A 22,188-nucleotide genomic window follows, 5' to 3' on the forward strand; every position below is an offset into this window, starting at 1 on the left:
AAATACCCGCAGCCTTGGTCCGTATCAAATCTAGTTTAATTCATCAAAAAGGCTGCTCAAATGAGCAGCCTTTTTATTATTGTCATGTTTGATTTTGATGTTTGTCTTTCAGGCATTCCGCAACAAATCTGTCGAAGATATTGATGGAAGCCTGATCACCCTGCAGCGCAAACTCTTCAGGATGCCACTGGATGCCAAGGACGAATTGATAGTCATCGCTTTCCAGTGCTTCAACCATTCCGTCTGCAGCACGGGCAGACACTTTCAATTTGTCGGAAACTTTTTTGACGGCCTGGTGATGGAATGAATTGACATGGAATTTCTTTTCTCCCATGATGTCATACAGGAGACTGTCTTCTTCCAGCTCTACAGAATGCGTGCGGTGCGTGCGCATCGCCAGCTGGAGGTGCTGGTACAGTTTCTCTCCTTCATATTCAGCTTCCAGATCCTGATAATTGGTGCCTCCAAGCGTTACATTCAGCATTTGAAGCCCACGGCACATGCCGATGAAAGGCTTGTCCAATTTCAGGAATTCTTCAATCAGTTCTTTTTCATACTTGTCACTGCCCGGATATACCGCCCCAAGACTTGGATGCGGCTCTTCACCGTAAAGAAGCGGATTGATATCTCCTCCTCCGGTTACGATCAGTCCGTCGAGCCGCTCGCACAAAAGGGAAATATCTTCTTCATCCACTATAGGAACTATTAAAGGCAAACCGCCGGATCGCAGGATTGCCTGGGTATAGACAGGGTCGAGCGTATACGTCTGATCTTTTTCGACTCGTGCAGTAATGCCTATTACAGGTTTATTTCTGTTCGCCATAAAATCGGTTCCTCTTTTCCGTCAAAAAATGCACTCTTCCTGTATACCCTGAAATATGGCCAAATCAAACCTAGGACATACAGAGGTATGCCTTTTTTCTGCAGGAGCCGTTTATCTGATGTTTCCTCTAAAATCCATCCTGGCCGGGATCGAACCTGAATTTAGTTAAGTCGACCTTCGCCCCCTTCATTTCCACGCCTTCATCCCGCAGCAGCTGCTCCTGTAAACAGCGGCCTTTTTCATCTTGAATTGAAATTCTCCCTTCAGCATTTATTACCCGGTGCCACGGAAGATTGTATTTCGCACTCATGCTGTGCAGCAGCCGCGCGACTTGCCTTGCCGCTCCCGGACTGCCGGCGTGTGCTGCAATTTGGCCGTATGTCATGACTTTTCCGGGCGGAATGCGCCGTATTGCCTGGACCACCAGTTGTGTGAACGGTTCCATTTACAGTCTTCCTTTTCGTCCGTATTCCCTTTACTTCAGCTTTCAGCCTGCAGCTCCTTGACCAGCTCGCCTCTTCTGTAATCAGCAACCATTGCTTTGCCGAATTTGTATAAAGGCAGTTTTGCTGTTTTCAACGAGAGCCCTTCACTGGTGTAATGGATATGTTTATAATACGTTATCAGTCCGTCAACCGCATCCTCCAGGTCTTCCAATGTATTTGCCGGAGCAGATGCGACTGTCTGTCTGGCATCGAAGTTCGCCGATTCTTCAGGATAGAGATTCTTCAATTGCATGAGCCCCTCTACGGTCTGGTCAAATAAAATCTGTCTGTCTTCCAGCCTGAAATACCGTCTCCAGGAAACAAAGATCTCTTTGGCGATTCCCAGTTTTTTTGCTCCTTCCACTGAATTCAGATTTTCTGTCACACATAATTGGTACATCACTTTTTTCAATGACATTTTATACTCCCGCTCCACTACCCCTTTATATTGCAAATATCTCAATTTAACCCCTCCCGGATTTTCATTTCACAGTTTTATGAACGACGATTTAGACATTGCCATACCGTTTTTTCAGTTCCTGTTCTTCTATTGGATAAAATGCATTGCAGATTTCCGGATCGTGCACCACACGGGCTATAAAATAAGTGGAGATGGAAGCTTCTTTTATTCCCGAAGCTGCCGGCTGTGAGCCTGCCAGATGAAAGGAGCGAAAATTATTGTCAGCACCCCATTCCGCTATTGCTTCCTGTAATTCAGCTTCCGCTTCCACAGCATCTTCATGCATCAATTTGCCGCTTAGATGATGATAGATGACATCACCTTTGGCGAGGACATAACAGGCGGCCAAAAGTTCCTCTTCTTTATAGGCACCGAACAGATGAAGGTCCGGTCCGAGTGAACTGACCAATGCCTCGAAATAATCATTTGTGAAAAAGTAATAGCTGTCCTTTTCTTCATCTTTTCGGAAGCTTGAATAATACAGCACCAAAAAATCAAACATATGCTTAACGGTGCCAAGTTTCTTTACTGCATACTTTGGTTTCCGGTCTATGGGTGTTACAAGTTTCTTCCCATTCCTGGAGTGATTCAACAATAGAGTCACCGTGTCAGAGACCGGGATAAGCTTCAGCTTGTCCTTCAAAAATTCAGCATTATGCAGCAAAGGATGAAAGCGGATATATTCAGCAATGATTTTTTCGGTCCTGCAAAAAACCGAAAAGGCGGTCAGAAATCCGGCAGCGAGCCTTCCGCCATCCCCTTTGACTTTGAATACCGGCCCTCCATAACCAAACGGCGTAGTGATATCGCTGGTCAACAAGTTTTCCGCCATCAGCCTGCGCTTGATGAAGGGATACACCACTTCCCCTTCTCCAGTGTCGTCCAGATAATAGAAAAGCAATGCTTCCCCGGGATCCAGCTTCAGCGCGCTTAAAATATATTCGCGCGAATAAAAGATATCTTTCAGATTGAATAATTCCAGAATCTGCTGCCAGCGGCTTGTCTGCCTGGCAGTAACAAGCTCATGCATATTAAATCCCCCATCCCCCATAACCCGTTTCACTTAAATACTGTCTGAAGATCAGACCGTTTCCTTCTCTTTTCCAGGATGCCTGTCCTGAACAGCATATTGAAGAGTTCAGCGATAAAAGCCATCAGGATCCCCACGACAGTTCCAAAGAAGGCGCCTATCGCCAGCACATAAAGGATATTCTCTTCAAGCACGGAAGGTTTTTCCTCCACAGAAGCGATTGCGATGATGCTCAGGTTGTCGACTTTCATCCGGTTCCAGGCTTCTCCAACCGCTGCATTGGCCAGAGCGTTTGCAATTTCACCCGCCATTTTCCTGTCTTTTTCTTCCACGGTAATATTCAGCACCTGTGAACCCGGTACGCTGGAGACGGCGATTCTATCGAATAATTCCATCGGTGTCATGGTGCTGCCGGTTGAAGAGAGCGCCGCAGAAAGAACTTCCCTGCTTTTGATCATTGCGATATAGGCCTGCACCACCTGCTGATCCACTGAAGTTTCCAGCTGGACCAGCTCCTGTGTATCTGCCGTCAGTTCCTCTATATACAGCTGACTGGTAGCCTGGTAGTTCGGCGCAAGTATGTAAGTCAGCAAAGCCCATATTACAGCCATGGACAGCAAAGCTATTCCTGCAATCAGCTTTATATGGTTCCTAAGGCTTTTCAGGATATTGAATACCATGACTTTTTCCGCCATAAAACTTCCTCCTTGTTGAAAAGAATTGATTTTATGCTGAATTGTATCTAAATATTCAGAATATTATAGTTCATTTATATCACATTATATTAAGCACTTCTACTATTAAATTAATAAAAATGAAACAAAATTAACTAATTGTAAGCATAAAGTCTCTTAACATAATTACAAATATTACACATATTACAAGTAAGGGTACTATTACCTACTTATTTTTTTAATGAAACGTAACAAAAAAAGCCCTTTTCCTGTTGGAAGAGGGCTTTCTGACTTTATGAAGTATTTTTTTAATAATTGATCTAAGTATAGAGTTTGTAATAATAGGTAACATTCGCCTATATTATATATATTAAAATACTAAAAAAAATTTAGTTTAAATAGTGGAATGAAAGGCTATTCTTTCCATAAACCGATAATACCATTTCTTCTGTAGATCACTTTTTTATCCTCCAGCACTTTCAGCACCTTTGACAAAGATTGATGGGGAATATTGATATCCTGCGTGATTTCTTTGATTGTCTTGAATAATACTCCGTCTGAAGAAGCGTTTTTCACAAAATACTCGATAAATTTTTCACCAATTTCAGTAACACGGTCAGATTCCGAAGAAAAACACTCTTTGCACATTTCCTCCACCCTTTGTTCTGCAAACGGGCTGGATTGTATATTGCTGCCATCGCTGAGTTTCATTAATCTCAACCTCCTGCGGACTTATATATTATCCCACTGTTAATTACATATACCCCCTCTCTAGTCAATTAGACATTTCTGAGCAAAAAAGTACTATTTTCTGCATTTTTCTTTTCTATCCTTAATTTTACTGCAGGACTTTTCAGCTTGTGAATCTGCGAAGAAATTCATTAATTTGCATTAAGGCTCTTAAAATTGCCAGCTTGAGGGTATAGGAAGGGGGAAAGAAATTATATAGGAGGTTTTTAGATGGAAGGGAAACATTATATCTATGGTGAATGGACCACTGAAGGGGACGGAGTCATAAATGTTATAAATCCGGCAACCGGTGAACCCTTAGGAACAGTTCCGAACGGCGGAGAAGCTGAAGCGACCAGAGCCATTGAAGCTGCCGATGCGGCTTTTCCTGAATGGTCGAAAACAACTGCCTACCACCGTGCAGAATTGCTGATGAAATGGCACGATCTGTTACTGGAAAACAAACAGGAAGTTGCAGAGATACTGACGAAGGAGATGGGTAAACCGCTGGCGGAGGCAATCGGTGAAATCGAATATTCCGCAGCCTTCATCTCCTGGTATGCTGAAGAAGGGAAACGGGTGTATGGCCGCACAATTCCAGCCAGCAAAGAAGGCAAACGGATACAGGTCAATAAGCAGCCTGTGGGCGTAGTGGCATCCATTACTCCATGGAATTTTCCGGCAGCGATGATGGCCCGGAAAATGGCACCCGCTCTCGCAGCCGGATGCACATTTGTCGCTAAACCGGCGAAACTGACTCCGCTCACCGCTGTAAAGGTCTATGAATTGGCGGAACAGGCAGGATTCCCGAAAGGCGTCATCAACCTGGTGACAGGCAGCGCCAGCAAAATCGGCAAAGTGTTTACCAGCCATCCATCCGTCCGCAAATTGACATTCACCGGTTCCACTGAAATCGGTAAGGAATTGATGAAACAAAGCTCGGAAACGATGCTGAATCTGTCCCTCGAACTCGGCGGGCATGCCCCGTTCATCGTGCTCGATGACGCAAACATCGATTTGGCCGTCAAAGGCGTCATGGCTTCCAAATTCCGAAATGCCGGTCAAACGTGCGTCTGCGGAAATCGGATTTACGTCCAGGAATCGATTGTCGAAGAATTTTCACGCAAGCTGCAGGAGGCTGCCGGCGACTTGAAAGTCGGCAATGGACTGGATGAAGGTGTGGAAATCGGACCGCTTGTCGATAAAGACGGCTATGAAAAAGTGGAGAAACATGTGCAGGATGCTGTCGACAAAGGAGCAAAAGTGCTCGTAGGCGGTGACGGCCGCACTGAAAACGATGCTTATTTCTATAACCCAACCGTTTTATTGAATGCAAGTTCAGATATGCTCGTCATGAACGAAGAAACGTTCGGGCCGGTTGCTCCCATCATGAGCTTTAAAACCGATGAAGAAGCGGTCAAACTGGCGAATGATACGCGCTTCGGACTGGCTGCCTACTTTTTCACCGAAAGCATGTCCCGCGGAACCTATATCGCAGAAAATCTCGATTACGGCATCGTCGGCTGGAATGACGGATTGCCATCCGCCGCACAGGCACCTTTCGGCGGCATGAAAGAAAGCGGCATCGGCCGCGAAGGCGGACAGGAAGGTTTGGAAGCTTTTCTTGAAACCAAATATATTTCAATACAGCTGTAAGCAAAAAACAATCCCTTGTTCACAAATTGTGAGCAGGGGATTGTTTTTGTCAAGACTCCAGCGACTCAGCCAAGCGGGTGCTGTCGCTCTAATTATTTCCATTCATCAAGAAGCGGCCCTTCATTGCCATACACAGGATCTGTTTGGGGCAGAGGCGTATTTTGGATGTCTTCCAGTACATAAGGCCGTTCATCGACGTCGCCGACTTTCTTATTGGGGCTGACACCTCCCGGGTATGCGCCGACAATTTGGAAATCGTCGCTGGCGGTAATTTTTTTGTGTCCGGTACCTGCCGGCAAAACTGCCACATCCCCTGTTTGCACTTCTACTTTCTGCCCCTCTTCACCGCCCAGCAATAGTACAGCTGAACCTGAACGCACGCCAAGTGCTTCATGTGTGTTGCTGTGGTAATGGTGATAATCGAATACATCGTTTGTCCAGCTGTTCGTCCAGCCATTCTTATTGAATGTCTCTTCAATCTTTTCCGGATTATCTTTAAATGCACCGGGATAAATCGCCACACCTAACGATTCGTTGTTCGGTATCATGCCATCATCCTTAAAATGGATGAATTTTGTCTTTTCCATCAGCTGATCACTCCAAAATTTATTGTTGGTCGGAAGCTTGAATGCGATAAAGGGAATCTTCTTCCAGCTTGTTGAACACTTCGATATACCGGGTGCCTTTACCGGATTCCTCCGCTGGTGCGTCTTCACCCAGGACGTCTTTCAACGGCTCGTCCACCGGTTCGATGACACGGGAATCGAAATCGTCCATCAATCCCTGAAGTTCCGCGTAGCCCTCTATTCCTTTATCTTTTTTCACTTTATCAAACAGCCGCTCCGATTCTTCAATCGTAAGCTCCACGTACCCTACAGTAATCCGCTGCTTCTCCATACGCCATTCCTCCTGTTTCGTCAGATTCGATTTCTCCTCCTATACCCTGCCCCCGAAATTGCATAAACATTTTCCGGGAACTGGAAGGGGAAAACTGTTTCCGTTATGATGGAGAAGACAGATTCAATGAAACCGGAGTGATGACAATGCGAGTGGCAATATTTGATTTTGACGGAACCCTTTATTCGAAAGAAACTTTCCAATTGATGATGGCCCATCTGAAAAACCATCCGGAGCACAGCTTGCGTTACCGGCGCTTTTACCGCGCAATCATGCCTCCTTATCTTGGCCATAAACTAAAGATTTATCCAGAAGCGAAAATGCGTGCGCGTTCAGTGCAGGCTTATCTTATGGCACTGGAGACTTTCAGCCGGAAGGAACTGGAACAATATTTCGGTGAAATCGCAGCAAAAATGCATGATGATATGAACAGCCTTGTGGTAGAACGGCTGCGCCAGCATGTTGCAGACAATGTATACGTCATGCTTGTATCCGGTGCATTTCTGCCACTGCTCCATGCAGTCACCGAAAAACTGCCGATTGAGCGGATCATCGGCACTGAAATCCACTACAAAAATGGCATTCTGGATCACCGGACCCCTGTTACCCACATCCAGGGATCATTGAAAACGGAAAAAATCATGGAAGCTTTGGAGGGCCAGAAAATTGACTGGGCCAACAGCTTTGCATACGGCGACAGTTTTTCGGACTTGCCGGTGCTCGAACTTGTCGGCCATCCGGTGGCCGTTCATCCGGAGCCGCGCCTCCGTTCAGTCGCGGAACAGCGCGCATGGGAGATTATCCAATAGAAAAAGCAGATGGCCATCGGGGCAAGTCCCCGATGGCCATCTGCTTTTGATCAAATCCCCTTATTTTGATTGCCGCTGATTCTCCGGTTCCTCACCCGACCATAAAGAATAAATGCCAGGATGCCTGCGCAGATCAGGACAAACACGATTCCATAACCGGTTTCCGCTGCCCTGAAATTCTGGTATGCGTATAAGGCCATCGTAACGAAACTGATGATTAATGCGGCAAACACCAAAGGAGGGATTTTAATTTGTTTCATATATACTGCCTCCTGAAACGATTTACTGACTTTCATTCATCCTTTTACCTTCTGCCCTGTCCAGCTGTTCTTCCCCCAGCACTTCCAGACAAATCCGAACGCCCTTCAACAAGTCGCGGTGCGGCCAGCTCGGTACATTGCCATGTTCGATAGCCAGTTCATGAGAAGCCGGCATATGAATAAAACCGGAAGGAATGTCTTGCTTATGTATGGCTGCACAGTGCAGCGCTTCGTACATGACATTATTGCATAAATATGCGCCTGCTGTATTCGAAATATCGGCCGGTAAACCTTCTTCCAGCAAGCGACTTACCATTTTCCGAATGGGCAATGTCGATAAATACCCTGCTGCACCTTCCTGGTGAATCGGTTCATCCACAGGCCGCTTGCCTTTATTGTCCTGTGGACCATCCTTTATATTGAGTGCGATGCGTTCCGGAGTCATTTTAAAACGGCCGGCAGCAAGACCCAATGATACTACAGCATCCGGCTTTATTTCTTCAATCAGGTCAATGATCATTGCGCCAGCCTGTGTAAAGTCGACAGGCAATATCTTCCCGATCACCTCAAAAGGGCCGATCAGTTCTTCATTCAGTTCTTCCACCACTTTCATCGTTGGATTCACCGTAAAATCCAGGAACGGTTCAAATCCCGTCAACAGCAATTTTTTCATGGCCCAGCCTCCCATCTCTTTAATGATACCTCAACTCCCATCAAAATGCTGAATAATCTAAATACATAAATATTCATTAAATAGTATATTTACTCTTTACAATGTATATTTTGAGGTATAATATACATATTAACGAATAAAAATACTTTTAATAGGAGGAAATGTTTATGAAAAAGAATGCATTGGTTTTAGGTTTATTGGCATCGGCTGCATTGGTACTGGGTGCCTGCGGCGGAGATACGGAAGCTGGGTCAGAGAAGAAAAAAGTGCTGGAAATGGGTACATCAGCAGAATTTGCGCCATTTGAATCGCGCAATCCTCAAGGTGAAATCGTCGGTTTTGATATCGATCTTGCCAACTACATAGCTGACGAACTGGGATACGAACTTGAAATCACCGACATGAAATTTGACGGGCTGATCGGCGCTTTGCAGAATGACCGTGTCGATCTCGTCCTCGCTGGAATGTCAGCAACCGATTCACGCCGCAAAAATGTCGATTTCTCAACAGAATATAATCATTCAGGCGAAATGTTCATTACGCCAAAAGGTTCTGATGTGACCAGCATTGAGGATCTTGAAGGTCTGACAGTCGGCGTACAGCTCGGCACGATTCAGGAGGAAGGCGCGAAGAAGATCCAGGAAGAAGAAGGGATCGATTTCGAGCTGAAGGCACTGGATGATTCGGGGGCATTGATCCAGGAGATTTTATCCGGGCGCATCGATGCCGCCTATATGGATAAAGAAGCTGCACTTGGCTATCTGGCACAGCAGGACCTGGACGCATTTGACGATCCGACCACAAGCTCACCGGGCATGGCCGTCGCTTTCCCGAAAGGCAGCGATCTGGTTGACGATGTCAACGAAGTGCTGGCAAAGGCGGAAGAAAGCGGTTTTCTGAAAGAACTTCAGGACAAATGGCTGAGCGAAGAAAAATAAAAATTTGAAACCGGAAAAGAGCTGGCTTCCATGAATCTCGATTTTTCTCAAATTGTCCCTTATATCCCTTTCATGCTGAAAGGGATCTGGACAACCCTTCAATTCGTTTTTGTCGCAATCATACTTGGCTCAATCCTCGGAACGGTGCTCGCCCTGTTCAAAATCGGCTCAGTAAAATCGCTGCGCTGGTTCGCTGACGGCTATACATCGATTTTCCGCGGCACGCCGCTTATCCTGCAGCTGATGATCATCTATTATTCGATCCCGCAGCTGACAGGCTATGACATTAATCCTTTTATGTCAGCCGTTCTCGCGTTCGGACTGAATTCATCCGCTTATATCTCGGAGATCATCCGTGCAGGGATACAGGCAGTCGACAAAGGCCAGATGGAAGCGGCGCAGGCACTCGGCATCTCCTACAGCGATATGATGAAAGACATCATCCTGCCGCAGGCGCTGAAAAATATTCTGCCGGCCCTGATGAATGAGTTCATCACGCTGACAAAAGAATCGGCCATCGTGTCGACCATCGGATATCTTGACCTCATGCGCCGCGCGCAAGTCGTCGGCTCCGATCTGTTCCGCAATTTCGAGCCATTATTATTTGTCGGATTCATCTACTGGTGCATGGTGATGGGGCTGACCGTCATCGGAAGAATGTTTGAACGGAGGCTGAAATTGAGTGATTAAAGTACAGAACCTCTATAAGAAATTCGGCGATAACCTGGTGCTGAATGATATATCGGCCACTATCAGGCAAGGGGAAGTCGTGTCAATCATCGGTCCATCCGGCTCGGGAAAATCCACTTTTCTGCGCTGCCTGAATTTATTGGAGATTCCGACCTCCGGCACGATCCTGATCAATGACGCTGATCTGACGGCGAGAGGAGCGAATATCAATAAAAGCCGCCAGCAGATTGGCATGGTGTTTCAGCATTTCCACTTGTTTCCGCATTTAACGGTGCTAGAAAATTTGACGTATGCGCCGGTTAAAGTAAAAGGCCTGAAACCGGCGGAAGCGAATGACAAGGCACTCCTGCTGCTGAAGCGGGTCGGCTTGTCCGATAAAGCGGCCGCCTATCCATCCAGTTTGTCGGGGGGCCAGAAGCAGCGGGTCGCCATCGCCCGCGCACTTGCCATGGAGCCGGACCTGCTGCTGTTCGATGAACCGACTTCGGCGCTTGATCCTGAAATGGTGAAAGAAGTGCTTGATGTCATGAAAGATCTCGCGAAGTCCGGCATGACGATGGTTGTCGTGACCCACGAAATGGGCTTTGCACGGGAAGTTGCCGACCGGGTGATTTTCCTTGACCACGGCAGCCTGGTGGAAGAAGGCACGCCAGCTGACTTTTTCGCCAATCCCAAAACAGAGCGTGCGCGCGGCTTTTTGGAAAAAGTGCTGTGAGGATGAATATTTATCAATCAGTGGAAACTTCTTTCCACTGGTTTTTATTGTCTTCAAAATATCGTTTTAAAATTTCTTCCATCGATGTTCATCTATTGCACAAAACTGAGAGCCGCACAGCTCTTTTCGCCATGCTATACTTAGGGCAATGCGCAACAATGAAATATGAGGTGGAAAACTTGTTTAGAAAACTGATGATCTTTTTATTCGTGTTCTTTTTCATGGCTTTGATCGTCTTTACGGCGGTCATGTTTCTGACGAATGAAGAAACAATATACGATGAAGAAGGTGTTGTACTGGCCATCGAAAAACCGTCTTTCATCACAATGGGCGAACCGGAAATCACCGAACAGGATACCGACAAAACAGCTGTACGGAAACTGACTTTTGTCGGACTGGACATCGGCACATATACCATGATCGAGCGCACACTGGAAAACGGAGCAACCATCATTTTTGATGAGCTGCATAATGCCGGTTGGATGCCAATGGCTGTTTCACTCAATCACAAAGGGCTCGACGATCCGGAGATCACTTCCTGGAATCCGCGTCCGGTGACAAACGAACCGGATGATGTATTCGGAGCAGATCCGACCAGCAATCCATTTGGTACAATTGCAGCCGGCGGGAAGCATTTCCTGCAAGGCAACCTGTATGCATCCCGCATCATTCCACAGGAAAATGGAGGACAGGCTCATGAACTGCGGACCGAAAACCCGAACTTCGAAATTGAAGAAGGCATCATGGAAAAAAGTTTCTGGCTGCCGCCTAAGCATTATGTCCACACCTGGCTGATGATTGCAGATGAACCGTTCTTTGAGAATCCTGAAACGGAACAGGCCTGGATCGATTTCACACTCGACAACCGCTACCAGCAATTGAACTGGCTGACACCTGAGGGCCCGCTTGTCAAACTGCCAATCACTCGTGACCCGCGCACTGAACTGGCATACGGGTTGATCGAAGAACGCACAGCAGACCCGGCGTCACAGGAATGGAACCGGACCTCCCCTTCCTACTTTTTTGAAACGATGCTGCTGAATGCGGAAGCATCCCTGAAATGAAGTAAGCCCTGCCGGCTGAAGCCGGCAGGGCTTTATTGTGCTTTCAGCCAGCTGTAAATATGGCCGCCAATTTCTGCAATGATTTCCTGTCCGGTATGATTGTCCGGTGAATCATCGAGCAGGACGGCCGCATACACTTTATGTCCGCGGTATTCAAAAATCCCGGCATCATTGACTGTGCCTGGCAAGCCACCCGATTTCGAATAGACTTCGACTTCAGCATCTTCGTCGATACGGCCATGAAGATTGGCGATCAGCTGCTGGTTCTTCAGGATATGGAGCACGCGCTTCCGGCTGTCAGGGGACACGAAGCCTTCCAGATCGACTGCTTTCAGCATCTTCACCAGATCAGCTGCCGAAGTCCAATTGTCTGCCCCTTCTGCCGCTGCCCTGAAATCCATGAATTCACGGCCAAGCACCGTTTCGCTGCAGCGCAGCTCTTCCAGCATGCGGTTGACGTTCTCAATCCCGACCGTCCGAATAGAGACATTGGAAGCTGTATTATCGGAAACAATGATCATTAATGTCAATAAATCTTCAAGCGACAACATCTTTACTGAATTCATGCGAAAAAGGACACCGGACCCTTCGGTAAAATCTTCCGGATGCAACGGGATCAACTCATGCGGTTTCAAGATTTCACGGTCAACCTGGCGGAATGCTTCCAGCAGGACCGCAAGCTTGATCGTGCTAGCCGACTTCAACCGGGCATTGCCGTTTATGTCGATCCGCTTGCCGGCAGTTTCAATAACAGCAGAAACTCTTCCAGTGAACTCCCCCAGCGTGGTGAGTATCCTGCTTTTCAATAATTCATCTGCACTCATACTAATCCCCCTTTTATTCATTATACGATATTTATTCTTTTAAATAGTGAAGCATTTCCCTTTGAATAGTTCGAATAATCAGTATACTGTAGGTGAAGGGACAATCTTCTTCCGCTGGTGCTGCATACTAATTCAGAAGGAGGCTGATAAATATGGAACGCAAGTTTTCTGATTTAAAGGAAATGGAACGCCGAATGGACGAGGATTTTTATGCTGCGCTGAATATGATTGGCGAGGGAGCCCCTGATTATGCACCTTTCAATGAAGAAGATGACGCTCCGGCCGAACTGAAACGCAGCGAAGAGAAGGCGAAAGATCTGCAGTGACACAGACTGCTTTCTCTTTGAGCAATCCTGTCATCCAGGGTGCTGAAAATTTCCAAGGCAAAACCCCGCAGAAGGTTCTGTGGGGTTTTTGCTTTTTACTCCATCATCTCCGCTACGATCTCGTATGAACGCAGACGGTCTTCGTGGTGGAAAATCTGTGAGTTGACGATGATTTCATCAGCCCTTGTTTTATTGATGAAGGCATTAAGTTTTTCACGGATGACATCAGGCGTCCCGACGATCGTCGATTCGGAAGTCAGTTTCTCCCGGAAAATCGCGATTTCCCTCGGAGACCAGACTTCTTCGAGGTCGTCGATCGGCGCCTGGAATGTCGTCGGTTCGCCGCGCATCAGGCTGAACATTTGCTGCTGCTGCGATGTGGCAAGCCATTCTGCACGCTCCTGCGTATCAGCAGCGATGATATTGACACCGAGCATGGCATATGGCTTATCCAGCGCTTTCGAAGGCTTGAAATTCTGGTGGTATAATTGCAGCGCCTGCATCATATAATCAGGTGCGAAGTGGCTGGCGAATGAAAACGGCAAGCCCTTTAAAGCAGCAAGCTGAGCACTGAATCCGCTGGAACCCAGCAGCCAGATCGGAATATCCAGGTTTGTCCCCGGATAAGCTTTTACGCGGCCTTTTGGATTAGCCGAGAAATAATTTTCCAGTTCCGCCACGAGCTGCGGGAATTCATCGCCTGTTGTGCCGAGCGTGCGGCGCAGCGCGTAGGAAGTTCCCTGGTCGCTGCCGGGTGCGCGGCCAAGTCCAAGGTCGATGCGCCCCGGATAAATCGTTTCCAGCGTACCGAATTGTTCCGCGATGACAAGGGGTGCATGGTTCGGCAGCATGATTCCGCCTGAACCGACGCGAATTGTTTCTGTATGTCCGGCAATATGGCCGATCAATACGGAAGTCGCCGAACTGCCGATCCCCGGCATGTTGTGGTGTTCAGCAAGCCAAAACCGGCTGAATCCCAGTTTTTCGACATGCTGTGCGAGATCCACGCTATTTTTGAAAGCCTGTGCTGTTTCTTCGCCTTCATTGATCGGCGCCAGATCCAGCACGGCCAATGGTATATGATTGAATTTCTTAATTGGCATAAATCTTTTCACTCCTTCTCTCCACCATTGTAGCGAATTTGCCAAATACAGGCATCTAATCGGCTCAGAATAGAAAACGGAGAACGAATTTTTTCAAAAAAAAAACAAACCGGCTCGACTCGCCGGTTTATTGCTTTTTATTATATATATTGTTTAATTTACGAATCTGCGCTCCGACAGGACAGCAGACAAAGAAGCTTCAAAGCGCAAATCCGTTGCCGATTTTAGGCTGTGCAGCTGCTTGGCGTGCTCAGGCTTTACTCCGGTGATGATATTGCCGGTGCCCATCACTTTGAATGTCTGCAGCAGCGAATTCAGATAGTCCATTCCATCCTCATTGATGTGATCCATGGCTGTCATGTCCAGAATGACCATCTCTGCGTGCTTTTCGTAGGCAGCACTCAGGATCGGTGCGCTTATTGACTCAATCTTCGCTGAATCCAAATCGCCGAAAAAAGGGATCAGCAGATGCCCGTCTCCCAGTTCAATGATTGGGGCCGATAATTGCCGGACCCGCTGAAGCAATTTTTCCGTCTCTTCTTTTTCAAGCAATAAATCATAATTTGTATCATTCAGACGTTTTCTGAGATCTGCAAGCTGCCGGGAAATTTTCATCACCCGCTCATCTTTCGGAACAGCAACGGCAATCAGCGGAAATTCACCGGTCTGTTTGCAATGAAAGTCGCATAATTTAACTTCGCCATCAAGATCAAAGAAATTGAGTTCAACAGGAGCTGCGGGTCTGGATGACCGCAAATATTTTTCGGCTTTCGCCACACTTCCGCTGTCCAGAAGTTCAACAAAAGAAGCCGGATTCCCAAACATGGACTGCGCAGCTTCCGAGGAATGAATTATTTCAAGTTTGCTGTTCAATTGAAAAGCCGGCAGGGGCCAGCCGTCAAATGGAGAGGTTGGAGCCATCTTCAACCTCCTTTCCGGTTTGAAGCCAATTTTTTAATTGCGGCAAATCCTTTACCACCAAAGTTTTTTCTGTCCGAAACTTTGAAATGTCTGCACCGGCAACTGCCCGGCCGCCGATCAGCACAGCAGGTTTAAAATCAAGCTGCCGGAACGCATCTGAATACATTTTTAAGGCAGGAAGTCGGTAAACCAGAGCTGCGGACATCGCAATAACATCCGGCCGCCACCGCTTGGCCGCAGCAAGCGCCGCATCCAACGGCAGATTGGGGCCAAGATATTTCACTTCCCAGCCATGGTCTTTAAACAGTGACGACACCATTTTCAATCCGATATAATGGTCTTCGCCTTCCGGCCCAAGCACCATCACTTTTCGCTGGATTCCATTTTTAGGCTTGCGTTTCAGTTCAGCGGCGGATACGACAAAGTCACAAATGGCTGTCGCCAGATGTTCGTCCGCTACAGAAATGATGTTTTCCTGCCACCAGTCACCGATCAGATACATCGCAGGCGTGAGTAACTCATGATACAGCTCATCATGTGAATGGCTCTCCAAATACTCAAAAACAGTGTCCATAGCTTTTTCATCTTCACCAGCCAAAAAAAGTTCAGCCAGTTCCCTTGCCTGTACCGTCATGCCAGCCTCCTCCTGCTTATTGCTGCTCCAAAAGTCTGTTCGCTTTTTCCAGACAGCCAAGCATAAACTTCTCTTCATCCTTTTCAACTTTCCCCGGCAGAATGCCCATCAGCCGTTTGAAGTTGTCGATGATCAGTGCTGTTTCAACTCCGCGGCTCCTCAGCACCGAATCCAGCCACCTCGTATAATCCATGAATAATTTTTCATCCGCCATCGCAAAAGCGGTCTCAAGATGATCAAGATGATGGTGATTATCTTTTTCCGTATGGATAAACCCTTTTTCCCCGAAACGTTTCCATAAATCAGGATAGGCTTCATAGATGCTTTTCGCAGTTTCTGAGGCAATCAGATCCTTTATTTCTTTTCTCATTCAGCGACCACCTCATATTGCCGGACAGTGGGTATGATGCCGGCGAGCTCCTGATCCGGGTAATTCTTCTCCATATCATGGATTTCCTTAAACTCCTGGCTTCTTGCCCAGGCCAGATACGCTTCTTTAGACTCCCATTCCATATGGACTGTCAGCTCATTTTTCTTTTTTGTGTTCTGGATCAGTTTAAATGAAAGAAAACCTTCATTGTTGTCAACCCGCCTGGAGCGATTACGGTAGATGCCGATCACTTCATCCGTTTTCTCCGGTGAAACGAGTACCGTAGAGGTCACTATATACATTTCCTGGACACCTCCGCTTTAAATTCGATTAGACAAGTATAACATTACGGAAAGCGAATTAAAAGTTCACTCTATTCTGCCGCTTGAATCCATTAAAAAACCCCTGCGTGGGCAGGGGCTCCGCTTTACAGATGGAAAGAGTCGTCGTAAATCGGTTTTATATGGAGATCGTAATGCTCTTTCACATCATCAATCAAATAGATGCTGCCATCAGAATCCGGCTTCTCCAATTCTTCGTGATGCCGTACGACCTGGTCGGCAAAATACTTGCCGCAGGCGATTTCATTGGGGTAAATCTCCCGCGCCTTTGCAACGAACTCTTCGTTGATCATCTGTTTGAACGCATAAAAAAGTGCAGCGTTGATGATTGTCAGAGACTTGCCGGACACATTGGAAACGAAATAATAATTGCCGTACCTGTCTTTCAGCAAATCCCGTCCAGCCTTAATATCCATGGAAATCTCCTCCTTGTTTATTCATGCTATACCCCCGGTTGCCGTTCAAAAAACGCTTCAGCCTTTCATATACCCGATCGACACTTTCAGATTGGCATTGCGCTCCCGGATTTCATTGAGCAGGTCGCGGTCATTCGTCCCTTTTTTCGAACGGATCGCAAACGTATATTGAATCATCGTTCCAAGGTTCGTCGTTTCGACCTGGCGCAATTTATAATCTTCCGTCTTAGCGGCCAGTATATCATCAAACAGATTTTCATGATTCAGGTTTTCCGGGACGGTCACTTTTAAAATCTGCGTATCCTTGCCTTCCCCGTAATTGTATTTGAACAGCAGATAGAAAACCGTACACGCGAATAGAGTCAAAAGAATCGCCAGCTGGAACTGGAACAGTCCGGCAGTCATTCCGACACAGAGGCCAAAGAAAATATAAGCGATATCTTTCGAGTTTGTCACCGCACTTCGGAAGCGGATTAACGAGAATACGGCGAATAACCCAAAAGCGACACCGGCATTGCCGCTGACGACATTCATGACAACAGACACAACCACACTCATCATGACAATCGTATGGACAAAATCCTGTGAATAGCTTTCACCTGTAAATGTCCACTGGTACACCTGGGTGATGATAAGGCTGAGAATAAGCGCAATTGCCATACCCAGGACACTCATCAAAATCGTCGCCTCTCCTGTTGCTGCGTCTACTGCAAATAAATCATTGATCATTTGCATCATTTATTCCTCCTTAAATTTCGGCAGTTTCTTTTTCTGCTGCACCTAAAATAAGTTCCTCAGCCAGCATTTCCGTACTTGCACAAAATTTTGAAGCACTCCGCTGCTCACATTCTAGCTTTTGCAGAATTCTTGCCAGCCACAACGGCACACTGTGGTCGACTTTGACTTCCAGCACCACCAGATCAGCATCCATAAAAAAATCACCATGTGAACCTTTCGCAAGATCCAGTTCATCTTTTCTGCAGCGCAAATTAAAATCGAATGTCATCCGAAGATTGGCATCGTCCTGCCCATGGAGCGCGTGCCGGTCATAGCTGACGACCATTTCCGGCGCTAACCCGTAAAGATTCCGAAAATAATCTATTTCCTTCAGCACCTGCAGATTGGAGACCCGGTAACCGGAAAGATTTCCTCCGGCGTCGGCCATCAGATAGCGGTTCGCTTCTTCGAGCTCCATTGTCAGCCGGCGTTTATGCACCACTTTATCGTGCTTCTGCTTAATCTCAAAAAAGGATTTCATGGCAGATTCGATTTCGCCATACACCCTCAGCCGCAATTTCTGCCGGTATTTCACCTTGTTTTTCGTTTCAAAATAAATTGTTTTATCCAGCGTGTCAAAATACAGGCTGCTGACTGTATAACGGCCATTTACCCCGTTTTTGTCGTTCCGCATATAAGGAGCCAGTTCACGGACGAGCTCATGGTATTGTGAGCGTTTGATCAAATACTTCTGTTCTTTTCTGCTGAAAATTTCAATTGCCATTGCTGACATCTCCTTTTCGTTTTTGTAATTGCTGTATCTCCACTCTATATCCGCCCTCTGTGAAAGGGCTGAGAACCATATTAGAATATGATGAGAAAATAATTCGGTAATTTCATACAATAAACATTAATAATTTTCAGCCATATAAAAACAGCAACTCATGGAAAGAGTTGCTGTTAAAAAAATTTTATTGGACCATCATACCGCGACAAAATCCCCAAATAGCGCAATCAGCACCAAACTGACCGAACCGACGGCCAGCGCTGCGATCAATCCTATATAGAAGGGCGTGATGCCCATCCCTTTAAAAGCGCGGAGGTTCGTCGACAAACCGACGCCCGCCATGGCGAGCCCGAGCATATAGGTGGAACCGAATGTACTCCAGAAACTGTGGAATTGCTGCCAGGCTTCGGGTGTAAGCATATCGAACGCCTGCCCACCCGACTCTGCTGTTGCATCTCCGATGGAACGCAGCACCGACAGCAGCAAAAAGCCAAGAATGAATACCGGAAACAGTTTATACCATCTCGGAAGTTCAGTGCCTGTTTTACCGTTCATTTGCGCCCGGTTACGGAAAAACAGATACGATACGAACGGAATGACTGCAATAATGAAAACGTTGCGGGTCAATTTTGTTATCGTCGCGACATCGATGGTTTCCGGGGCGTCAAATAATTGGGCATAGATAAGCGCCGCACCGGTCACCTGTGCTGTATCATGAATGGCTGTGCCGAGGAACAATCCGGCTTTTACAGGATTATCTTCAAAAAAGAAATGCGCAAGATACGGATAAAACAGCATGCCGATCAAACCGAAAACGGTGATATTGGCAACCGCATAGGAGATTTCATTTTCCTTCGCCTTGATGACGGGAGCTGTCGCCATGATGGCGGTCACTCCGCAAATGCCGGTGCCGGTGGCGATCAAAGTGCCAAGACGGTTGGACTGTTTCAGTTTCTCAGTAAAATAAAGGGTCACGATCAAACCGGTCGAAATGCAAGCGATAATCAGCGGCAGACCCCAGGCTCCCAGTTTCAGCGCTTCGCTTATGCTCAGGCGCAGTCCAAGCAGAATGATTCCAGTACGCAGCGCATATTTCACGGCAAAATCGATGCCGGCATCAAAAACTGCCGGAATCGCCAATCCATTTCGAATCAGGATGCCCAGCAGGATTGCCGTGAAAATACCGGATACCGGGCTTGCGCTGCCCTCGGGCAGGACGCCGGATGTGACCAGGAGAATGCCGATAAACCGTGCGGCATAAATTCCGGCGATCATGACAGCCGCGCTCAATATCAGGCCAGCCAATTTTCCACGGATGCTTTCTTTCGCTTTTTCTTTGTTCACCATTTTATCGTCTCCCCGTACAAGGCAATACTATATTTTCCATAGTATCATCAAAAGCCTGTTAAAGGGCAGCCGGAAGTTATGGGAGCATTTTTCTGATTGCCTGGATGACGCGCGTCTGGTCTTCATAAGTCATATTCGAACCCGACGGCAGGCACAGGCCATTCTTGAAAAGCTTTTCGCTGACCGCGTTTTTCCTCTCATGCGGATAAAACCTGGCCGCTTCGAATAGTTTTTGGGTATGCAGCGGTTTCCAGACGTAACGGGCTTCTATATTTTCCGCCTCCAACGCACGCTTCAATCGATGCGGTGTCACGCGTGTATGGGCTGGATCCAAAAGCATTACCGTCAGCCAGCGGTTGGAAAAGCTTTCTTCAGGTTCGGGCTGAAAACTGACTGCCGGCAGATCGCCCAGTTCTTTTTCATAGCGTTCATAAACCGCCCGCCTGGCTGCCACCCGTTCATCGATGGCTTCCAGCTGTGCACGGCCAATTCCCGCCAGCACATTGCTCATGCGGTAATTATAGCCGACTTCACTGTGTTTATAGAACGGCGCATTGTCTTTTGCCTGAGAGGACAGGAATCTTGCTTTTTGTATTGCATGGGCGCTGTTGGAAACCAGCATGCCTCCTCCGGATGCTGTGATGATTTTATTGCCGTTAAATGAATAGATGCCGAATTTCCCGATAGAGCCGCTTGCTTTTCCTTTATAGCGGGAGCCCAGTGATTCTGCGGCGTCTTCGATTACCGGCACTTTGTATTCATTGCAGATAGCCACCAGTTCATCCATTTTTGCACTTTGGCCATACAGGTTGACGACAATGACTGCTTTTGGAAGCCTGCCTTCAGCCAAGGCGTCATCGAGCGCACGCCGCAGCGCACGGGGCGACATATTCCAGGTATCCTCTTCCGAATCGATAAATACCGGCTCGGCACCCAAATACAGGATTGGGTTGGCACTCGCAACGAAAGTCAAAGAAGCACAGAACACTGTATCTCCCTGTTTTACGCCGATCAGATCCAACGCCAGATGGATGGCGGCTGTACCTGAACTCAGAGCTGCCGCCGCCTCTACCCCTGTAAAGGCGGCCAGTTCCTTTTCAAACCTGTCCACATTCGGACCCATTGGCGCAATCCAGTTCGAACGAAAAGCTTCTTCTATATATTTCATTTCGTTTCCTGTCATATGCGGAGAAGACAGGAAAATTTTTGTTTCTTCCTTTACTGGTACCGGAGTCGCGGCAGTATAAGCACTTTCGGCAAACGGCAAAATTTTCATCTAAGACCCCCACCTCTCTTAAAAGTTTCTGAATAACAGGAACTTATTCAAAGTTCCTGGAAATTTTTCGACAGGCTCAGGATAACCATCCACTGAAAAATTTCCCTTGCTGACTGCACTTGGCCGCTGATATGGCCTGCCAACTATTTTTTCAATGACCGGGTGCACTGAACCACATTCGCAGCTCATTTGCATTTCGGCCAGTTCGACTTTGTTGCCGCTGTCATACCGGATCAATGGTGTCCCGTAACTATTGAAACTTGTCACAATCATTTTCCCTTCATCAGTGCTTTCGATGATTCCTGAATAGAGATTGTAATGCATTCTCCCCTTCACACATTCCATGATGAACGGAGCCGCCGCTGCTGAACTGTAGCGGTCTCTCATCGGGCAATCGAAAGCCTCTTCAATTTCTTTGCGCTGACGGGGAGGAATGGATTCGGCTACAGGAAAAATGGCTGCCGGTTTGAATGACAGAATCAGTTTATTGCGGTTGATGTATTTAGCCAGTTCGTAGATTGCAGAAGGCAAACCGTCGATAAAATCCGGTTTGTATTTTTCCAGATTTTCGATATAGGCTGCGGCATTCTCCTCCGTGCAATAAAAACTGGAGTAAATCCGCTGCCTGACAAAATAATTGTCTCTCCAGAATATTTTGATGTTCTGGTTTTCCGGTATGATGCGCTGGGAATTGAAAGAAGCTCTTTTCATCTCGAGATTAATGGCCCCATGCTGTTTTTTAAAAAAATCCAGGAATGCTTTTTTCTTTTGAACATCCTCTTTTGTATAGAATATTTTCAGCGCATTTCCCTTTTCGGCACTTACTTCAATCTCCGCAGCCGATTGTTCAGTCACTGTATAAATTTTATGGATGTTTTGTGCCAATGTTTCCTTATCCAATACCGGCAATGTTCTCATATCTTCAATTGTCCTGATTTTTTCAATGTCGATCTGTTTGTAGAATTCCATATAGAATGGACTTTTTTCCATAACATAGCGAAGAAGCTGCTGCAGTTCCCGGGCCTGGTAATTCTTCGCATGGTGCTCATTCAGATACTGCTGTTTCTCCAGTTCGATCAGAAAGGAATAATACAGACTGCCGTAGCGGCTGCGCGTTTTGCGGTAGCCGTTCCAGCTTGTCAAAGCATTTTGGAAAAAGATGGGCATATTTTCGTATATTTGACTTTGCAGGTTACGCATCCGCATTTCCTCCTAGACTGATT

The 22,188-nt window shown here is 46.9% G+C and carries 29 protein-coding genes; 7 read left to right on the top strand and 22 right to left on the bottom strand.

The features are described from left to right. Positions 1–82: 82 nt before the first annotated feature. The 6 genes from KW93_RS11090 to KW93_RS11115 all read right to left on the bottom strand — a co-directional run bounded on the left by KW93_RS11090 (position 83) and on the right by KW93_RS11115 (position 4,183). Positions 83–823, bottom strand: a complete 741-nt coding sequence (locus KW93_RS11090; RefSeq protein ID WP_033543084.1) for a gamma-glutamyl-gamma-aminobutyrate hydrolase family protein — start codon at positions 821–823, stop codon at positions 83–85. Positions 824–950: 127 nt separating this feature from the next. Next, the gene (locus KW93_RS11095) at positions 951–1,268 is read right to left on the bottom strand and encodes an MGMT family protein (RefSeq protein WP_033543085.1); all 318 of its coding nucleotides are present in this window, start codon (positions 1,266–1,268) and stop codon (positions 951–953) included. A 35-nt stretch (positions 1,269–1,303) separates the two neighbouring features. Then, complete coding sequence (locus KW93_RS17665) at positions 1,304–1,771, bottom strand: hypothetical protein (RefSeq protein ID WP_033543086.1); 468 nt, start codon at positions 1,769–1,771, stop codon at positions 1,304–1,306. Between the two features lie 46 nt (positions 1,772–1,817). Continuing rightward, positions 1,818–2,798: a GNAT family N-acetyltransferase gene (locus KW93_RS11105; protein ID WP_033543087.1), complete on the bottom strand. Its 981-nt coding sequence runs from the start codon at positions 2,796–2,798 to the stop codon at positions 1,818–1,820. Positions 2,799–2,827: 29 nt separating this feature from the next. Then, a complete protein-coding gene (locus KW93_RS16975) occupies positions 2,828–3,493 on the bottom strand; it encodes a YveK family protein (RefSeq protein ID WP_052131572.1) in 666 nt (221 codons plus the stop codon). Between the two features lie 393 nt (positions 3,494–3,886). Next, entirely contained in the window at positions 3,887–4,183 is a 297-nt protein-coding gene (locus KW93_RS11115; protein ID WP_033543088.1) for a MarR family transcriptional regulator, read from the bottom strand. Positions 4,184–4,432: 249 nt separating this feature from the next. On the opposite strand from KW93_RS11115, the gene KW93_RS11120 reads away from it, so the two are divergent. After that, a complete protein-coding gene (locus tag KW93_RS11120; protein ID WP_033543089.1) occupies positions 4,433–5,857 on the top strand; it encodes an NAD-dependent succinate-semialdehyde dehydrogenase in 1,425 nt (474 codons plus the stop codon). Positions 5,858–5,949: 92 nt separating this feature from the next. Here the strand turns inward: KW93_RS11120 and KW93_RS11125 are convergent, their stop codons facing one another. Together KW93_RS11125 and KW93_RS11130 are read right to left on the bottom strand one after the other, a co-directional pair. Beyond that, the gene (locus tag KW93_RS11125; RefSeq protein WP_033543090.1) at positions 5,950–6,444 is read right to left on the bottom strand and encodes a cupin domain-containing protein; all 495 of its coding nucleotides are present in this window, start codon (positions 6,442–6,444) and stop codon (positions 5,950–5,952) included. A 19-nt stretch (positions 6,445–6,463) separates the two neighbouring features. Next, positions 6,464–6,754 carry a hypothetical protein gene (locus KW93_RS11130; RefSeq protein WP_033543091.1) on the bottom strand — a complete coding sequence of 97 codons (291 nt, stop codon included), beginning with the start codon at positions 6,752–6,754 and terminating at the stop codon, positions 6,464–6,466. 146 nt (positions 6,755–6,900) lie between these two features. Here KW93_RS11130 and KW93_RS11135 point away from each other — a divergent pair, with 146 nt between their 5' ends. Next, positions 6,901–7,563 (top strand): HAD family hydrolase, encoded by a 663-nt coding sequence (locus KW93_RS11135; RefSeq protein ID WP_033543092.1) that lies wholly within the window; start codon positions 6,901–6,903, stop codon positions 7,561–7,563. Between the two features lie 50 nt (positions 7,564–7,613). On the opposite strand, the gene KW93_RS11140 is transcribed toward KW93_RS11135, so the two are convergent. Continuing rightward, the gene (locus tag KW93_RS11140) at positions 7,614–7,823 is read right to left on the bottom strand and encodes a hypothetical protein (RefSeq protein ID WP_033543093.1); all 210 of its coding nucleotides are present in this window, start codon (positions 7,821–7,823) and stop codon (positions 7,614–7,616) included. 22 nt (positions 7,824–7,845) lie between these two features. Next, positions 7,846–8,496, bottom strand: coding sequence for a pyroglutamyl-peptidase I (locus tag KW93_RS11145; protein ID WP_052131573.1), 651 nt, complete (start codon positions 8,494–8,496; stop codon positions 7,846–7,848). 167 nt (positions 8,497–8,663) lie between these two features. On the opposite strand from KW93_RS11145, the gene KW93_RS11150 reads away from it, so the two are divergent. The 4 genes from KW93_RS11150 (at position 8,664) to KW93_RS11165 (ending at position 11,903) form a co-directional block, all read left to right on the top strand. Then, entirely contained in the window at positions 8,664–9,434 is a 771-nt protein-coding gene (locus KW93_RS11150) for an ABC transporter substrate-binding protein (protein WP_033543094.1), read from the top strand. 30 nt (positions 9,435–9,464) lie between these two features. Then, a complete protein-coding gene (locus tag KW93_RS11155) occupies positions 9,465–10,124 on the top strand; it encodes an amino acid ABC transporter permease (protein ID WP_033543095.1) in 660 nt (219 codons plus the stop codon). Beyond that, the gene (locus tag KW93_RS11160) at positions 10,117–10,839 is read left to right on the top strand and encodes an amino acid ABC transporter ATP-binding protein (protein ID WP_033543096.1); all 723 of its coding nucleotides are present in this window, start codon (positions 10,117–10,119) and stop codon (positions 10,837–10,839) included. Before KW93_RS11155 ends, KW93_RS11160 begins: the two co-directional genes overlap by 8 nt. Before the next feature lie 179 nt (positions 10,840–11,018). Continuing rightward, positions 11,019–11,903, top strand: a complete 885-nt coding sequence (locus KW93_RS11165; protein ID WP_033543121.1) for a hypothetical protein — start codon at positions 11,019–11,021, stop codon at positions 11,901–11,903. Positions 11,904–11,935: 32 nt separating this feature from the next. Here KW93_RS11165 and KW93_RS11170 read toward each other — a convergent pair whose 3' ends face one another. Further along, positions 11,936–12,727, bottom strand: coding sequence for a serine hydrolase (locus KW93_RS11170; protein WP_033543097.1), 792 nt, complete (start codon positions 12,725–12,727; stop codon positions 11,936–11,938). Between the two features lie 152 nt (positions 12,728–12,879). On the opposite strand from KW93_RS11170, the gene KW93_RS17625 reads away from it, so the two are divergent. Next, on the top strand, positions 12,880–13,053 hold the full coding sequence (locus KW93_RS17625; protein WP_162835046.1) for a hypothetical protein: 174 nt from the start codon (positions 12,880–12,882) through the stop codon (positions 13,051–13,053). Positions 13,054–13,148: 95 nt separating this feature from the next. Here the strand turns inward: KW93_RS17625 and KW93_RS11175 are convergent, their stop codons facing one another. The 11 genes from KW93_RS11175 to KW93_RS11225 form a co-directional block, all read right to left on the bottom strand. Beyond that, positions 13,149–14,156 carry an LLM class flavin-dependent oxidoreductase gene (locus KW93_RS11175; RefSeq protein ID WP_033543098.1) on the bottom strand — a complete coding sequence of 336 codons (1,008 nt, stop codon included), beginning with the start codon at positions 14,154–14,156 and terminating at the stop codon, positions 13,149–13,151. 153 nt (positions 14,157–14,309) lie between these two features. After that, complete coding sequence (locus tag KW93_RS11180; RefSeq protein WP_033543099.1) at positions 14,310–15,077, bottom strand: STAS domain-containing protein; 768 nt, start codon at positions 15,075–15,077, stop codon at positions 14,310–14,312. Then, a complete protein-coding gene (locus KW93_RS11185; protein WP_033543100.1) occupies positions 15,055–15,711 on the bottom strand; it encodes a cobalamin B12-binding domain-containing protein in 657 nt (218 codons plus the stop codon). The genes KW93_RS11180 and KW93_RS11185 overlap by 23 nt, the downstream gene beginning before the upstream one ends. 16 nt (positions 15,712–15,727) lie before the next feature. After that, entirely contained in the window at positions 15,728–16,081 is a 354-nt protein-coding gene (locus KW93_RS11190; RefSeq protein WP_052131574.1) for a hypothetical protein, read from the bottom strand. Continuing rightward, positions 16,078–16,383 (bottom strand): antibiotic biosynthesis monooxygenase family protein, encoded by a 306-nt coding sequence (locus tag KW93_RS11195; RefSeq protein WP_033543101.1) that lies wholly within the window; start codon positions 16,381–16,383, stop codon positions 16,078–16,080. Before KW93_RS11195 ends, KW93_RS11190 begins: the two co-directional genes overlap by 4 nt. Before the next feature lie 125 nt (positions 16,384–16,508). After that, positions 16,509–16,838: a hypothetical protein gene (locus tag KW93_RS11200; RefSeq protein WP_033543102.1), complete on the bottom strand. Its 330-nt coding sequence runs from the start codon at positions 16,836–16,838 to the stop codon at positions 16,509–16,511. Between the two features lie 57 nt (positions 16,839–16,895). Beyond that, a complete protein-coding gene (locus KW93_RS11205) occupies positions 16,896–17,573 on the bottom strand; it encodes a DUF4956 domain-containing protein (RefSeq protein ID WP_235318405.1) in 678 nt (225 codons plus the stop codon). Between the two features lie 13 nt (positions 17,574–17,586). Beyond that, positions 17,587–18,339: a polyphosphate polymerase domain-containing protein gene (locus KW93_RS11210; protein WP_033543104.1), complete on the bottom strand. Its 753-nt coding sequence runs from the start codon at positions 18,337–18,339 to the stop codon at positions 17,587–17,589. 198 nt (positions 18,340–18,537) lie between these two features. Next, positions 18,538–19,689, bottom strand: coding sequence for a YeiH family protein (locus tag KW93_RS11215; protein ID WP_033543105.1), 1,152 nt, complete (start codon positions 19,687–19,689; stop codon positions 18,538–18,540). A gap of 76 nt (positions 19,690–19,765) precedes the next feature. Further along, positions 19,766–20,965 (bottom strand): DegT/DnrJ/EryC1/StrS family aminotransferase, encoded by a 1,200-nt coding sequence (locus KW93_RS11220; protein ID WP_052131575.1) that lies wholly within the window; start codon positions 20,963–20,965, stop codon positions 19,766–19,768. Positions 20,966–20,983: 18 nt separating this feature from the next. Further along, on the bottom strand, positions 20,984–22,165 hold the full coding sequence (locus KW93_RS11225) for a phenylacetate--CoA ligase family protein (RefSeq protein WP_033543106.1): 1,182 nt from the start codon (positions 22,163–22,165) through the stop codon (positions 20,984–20,986). Between the last annotated feature and the right edge of the window lie 23 nt (positions 22,166–22,188).

It is taken from the genome of Planococcus sp. CAU13, from assembly GCF_000775575.1.
Taxonomy (GTDB): domain Bacteria; phylum Bacillota; class Bacilli; order Bacillales_A; family Planococcaceae; genus Planococcus.

Excerpts from the sequence above, each read along its gene's own strand:
- KW93_RS11210 (WP_033543104.1), bottom strand. The coding sequence starts at position 18,339 with ATGGCAATTGAAATTTTCAGCAGAAAAGAACAGAAGTATTTGATCAAA.
- KW93_RS16975 (WP_052131572.1), bottom strand. The coding sequence starts at position 3,493 with ATGGCGGAAAAAGTCATGGTATTCAATATCCTGAAAAGCCTTAGGAAC.
- KW93_RS11090 (WP_033543084.1), bottom strand. The coding sequence starts at position 823 with ATGGCGAACAGAAATAAACCTGTAATAGGCATTACTGCACGAGTCGAA.
- KW93_RS11105 (WP_033543087.1), bottom strand. The coding sequence starts at position 2,798 with ATGCATGAGCTTGTTACTGCCAGGCAGACAAGCCGCTGGCAGCAGATT.
- KW93_RS11115 (WP_033543088.1), bottom strand. The coding sequence starts at position 4,183 with ATGAAACTCAGCGATGGCAGCAATATACAATCCAGCCCGTTTGCAGAA.
- KW93_RS11095 (WP_033543085.1), bottom strand. The coding sequence starts at position 1,268 with ATGGAACCGTTCACACAACTGGTGGTCCAGGCAATACGGCGCATTCCG.
- KW93_RS11155 (WP_033543095.1), top strand. The coding sequence starts at position 9,465 with ATGAATCTCGATTTTTCTCAAATTGTCCCTTATATCCCTTTCATGCTG.
- KW93_RS17625 (WP_162835046.1), top strand. The coding sequence starts at position 12,880 with ATGGAACGCAAGTTTTCTGATTTAAAGGAAATGGAACGCCGAATGGAC.
- KW93_RS11170 (WP_033543097.1), bottom strand. The coding sequence starts at position 12,727 with ATGAGTGCAGATGAATTATTGAAAAGCAGGATACTCACCACGCTGGGG.
- KW93_RS11180 (WP_033543099.1), bottom strand. The coding sequence starts at position 15,077 with ATGGCTCCAACCTCTCCATTTGACGGCTGGCCCCTGCCGGCTTTTCAA.
- KW93_RS11195 (WP_033543101.1), bottom strand. The coding sequence starts at position 16,383 with ATGTATATAGTGACCTCTACGGTACTCGTTTCACCGGAGAAAACGGAT.
- KW93_RS11220 (WP_052131575.1), bottom strand. The coding sequence starts at position 20,965 with ATGAAAATTTTGCCGTTTGCCGAAAGTGCTTATACTGCCGCGACTCCG.
- KW93_RS11200 (WP_033543102.1), bottom strand. The coding sequence starts at position 16,838 with ATGGATATTAAGGCTGGACGGGATTTGCTGAAAGACAGGTACGGCAAT.
- KW93_RS11215 (WP_033543105.1), bottom strand. The coding sequence starts at position 19,689 with ATGGTGAACAAAGAAAAAGCGAAAGAAAGCATCCGTGGAAAATTGGCT.
- KW93_RS11135 (WP_033543092.1), top strand. The coding sequence starts at position 6,901 with ATGCGAGTGGCAATATTTGATTTTGACGGAACCCTTTATTCGAAAGAA.
- KW93_RS11225 (WP_033543106.1), bottom strand. The coding sequence starts at position 22,165 with ATGCGTAACCTGCAAAGTCAAATATACGAAAATATGCCCATCTTTTTC.
- KW93_RS11190 (WP_052131574.1), bottom strand. The coding sequence starts at position 16,081 with ATGAGAAAAGAAATAAAGGATCTGATTGCCTCAGAAACTGCGAAAAGC.
- KW93_RS11185 (WP_033543100.1), bottom strand. The coding sequence starts at position 15,711 with ATGACGGTACAGGCAAGGGAACTGGCTGAACTTTTTTTGGCTGGTGAA.
- KW93_RS11125 (WP_033543090.1), bottom strand. The coding sequence starts at position 6,444 with ATGGAAAAGACAAAATTCATCCATTTTAAGGATGATGGCATGATACCG.
- KW93_RS11120 (WP_033543089.1), top strand. The coding sequence starts at position 4,433 with ATGGAAGGGAAACATTATATCTATGGTGAATGGACCACTGAAGGGGAC.
- KW93_RS11130 (WP_033543091.1), bottom strand. The coding sequence starts at position 6,754 with ATGGAGAAGCAGCGGATTACTGTAGGGTACGTGGAGCTTACGATTGAA.
- KW93_RS11175 (WP_033543098.1), bottom strand. The coding sequence starts at position 14,156 with ATGCCAATTAAGAAATTCAATCATATACCATTGGCCGTGCTGGATCTG.
- KW93_RS11150 (WP_033543094.1), top strand. The coding sequence starts at position 8,664 with ATGAAAAAGAATGCATTGGTTTTAGGTTTATTGGCATCGGCTGCATTG.
- KW93_RS11205 (WP_235318405.1), bottom strand. The coding sequence starts at position 17,573 with ATGCAAATGATCAATGATTTATTTGCAGTAGACGCAGCAACAGGAGAG.
- KW93_RS11145 (WP_052131573.1), bottom strand. The coding sequence starts at position 8,496 with ATGAAAAAATTGCTGTTGACGGGATTTGAACCGTTCCTGGATTTTACG.
- KW93_RS11140 (WP_033543093.1), bottom strand. The coding sequence starts at position 7,823 with ATGAAACAAATTAAAATCCCTCCTTTGGTGTTTGCCGCATTAATCATC.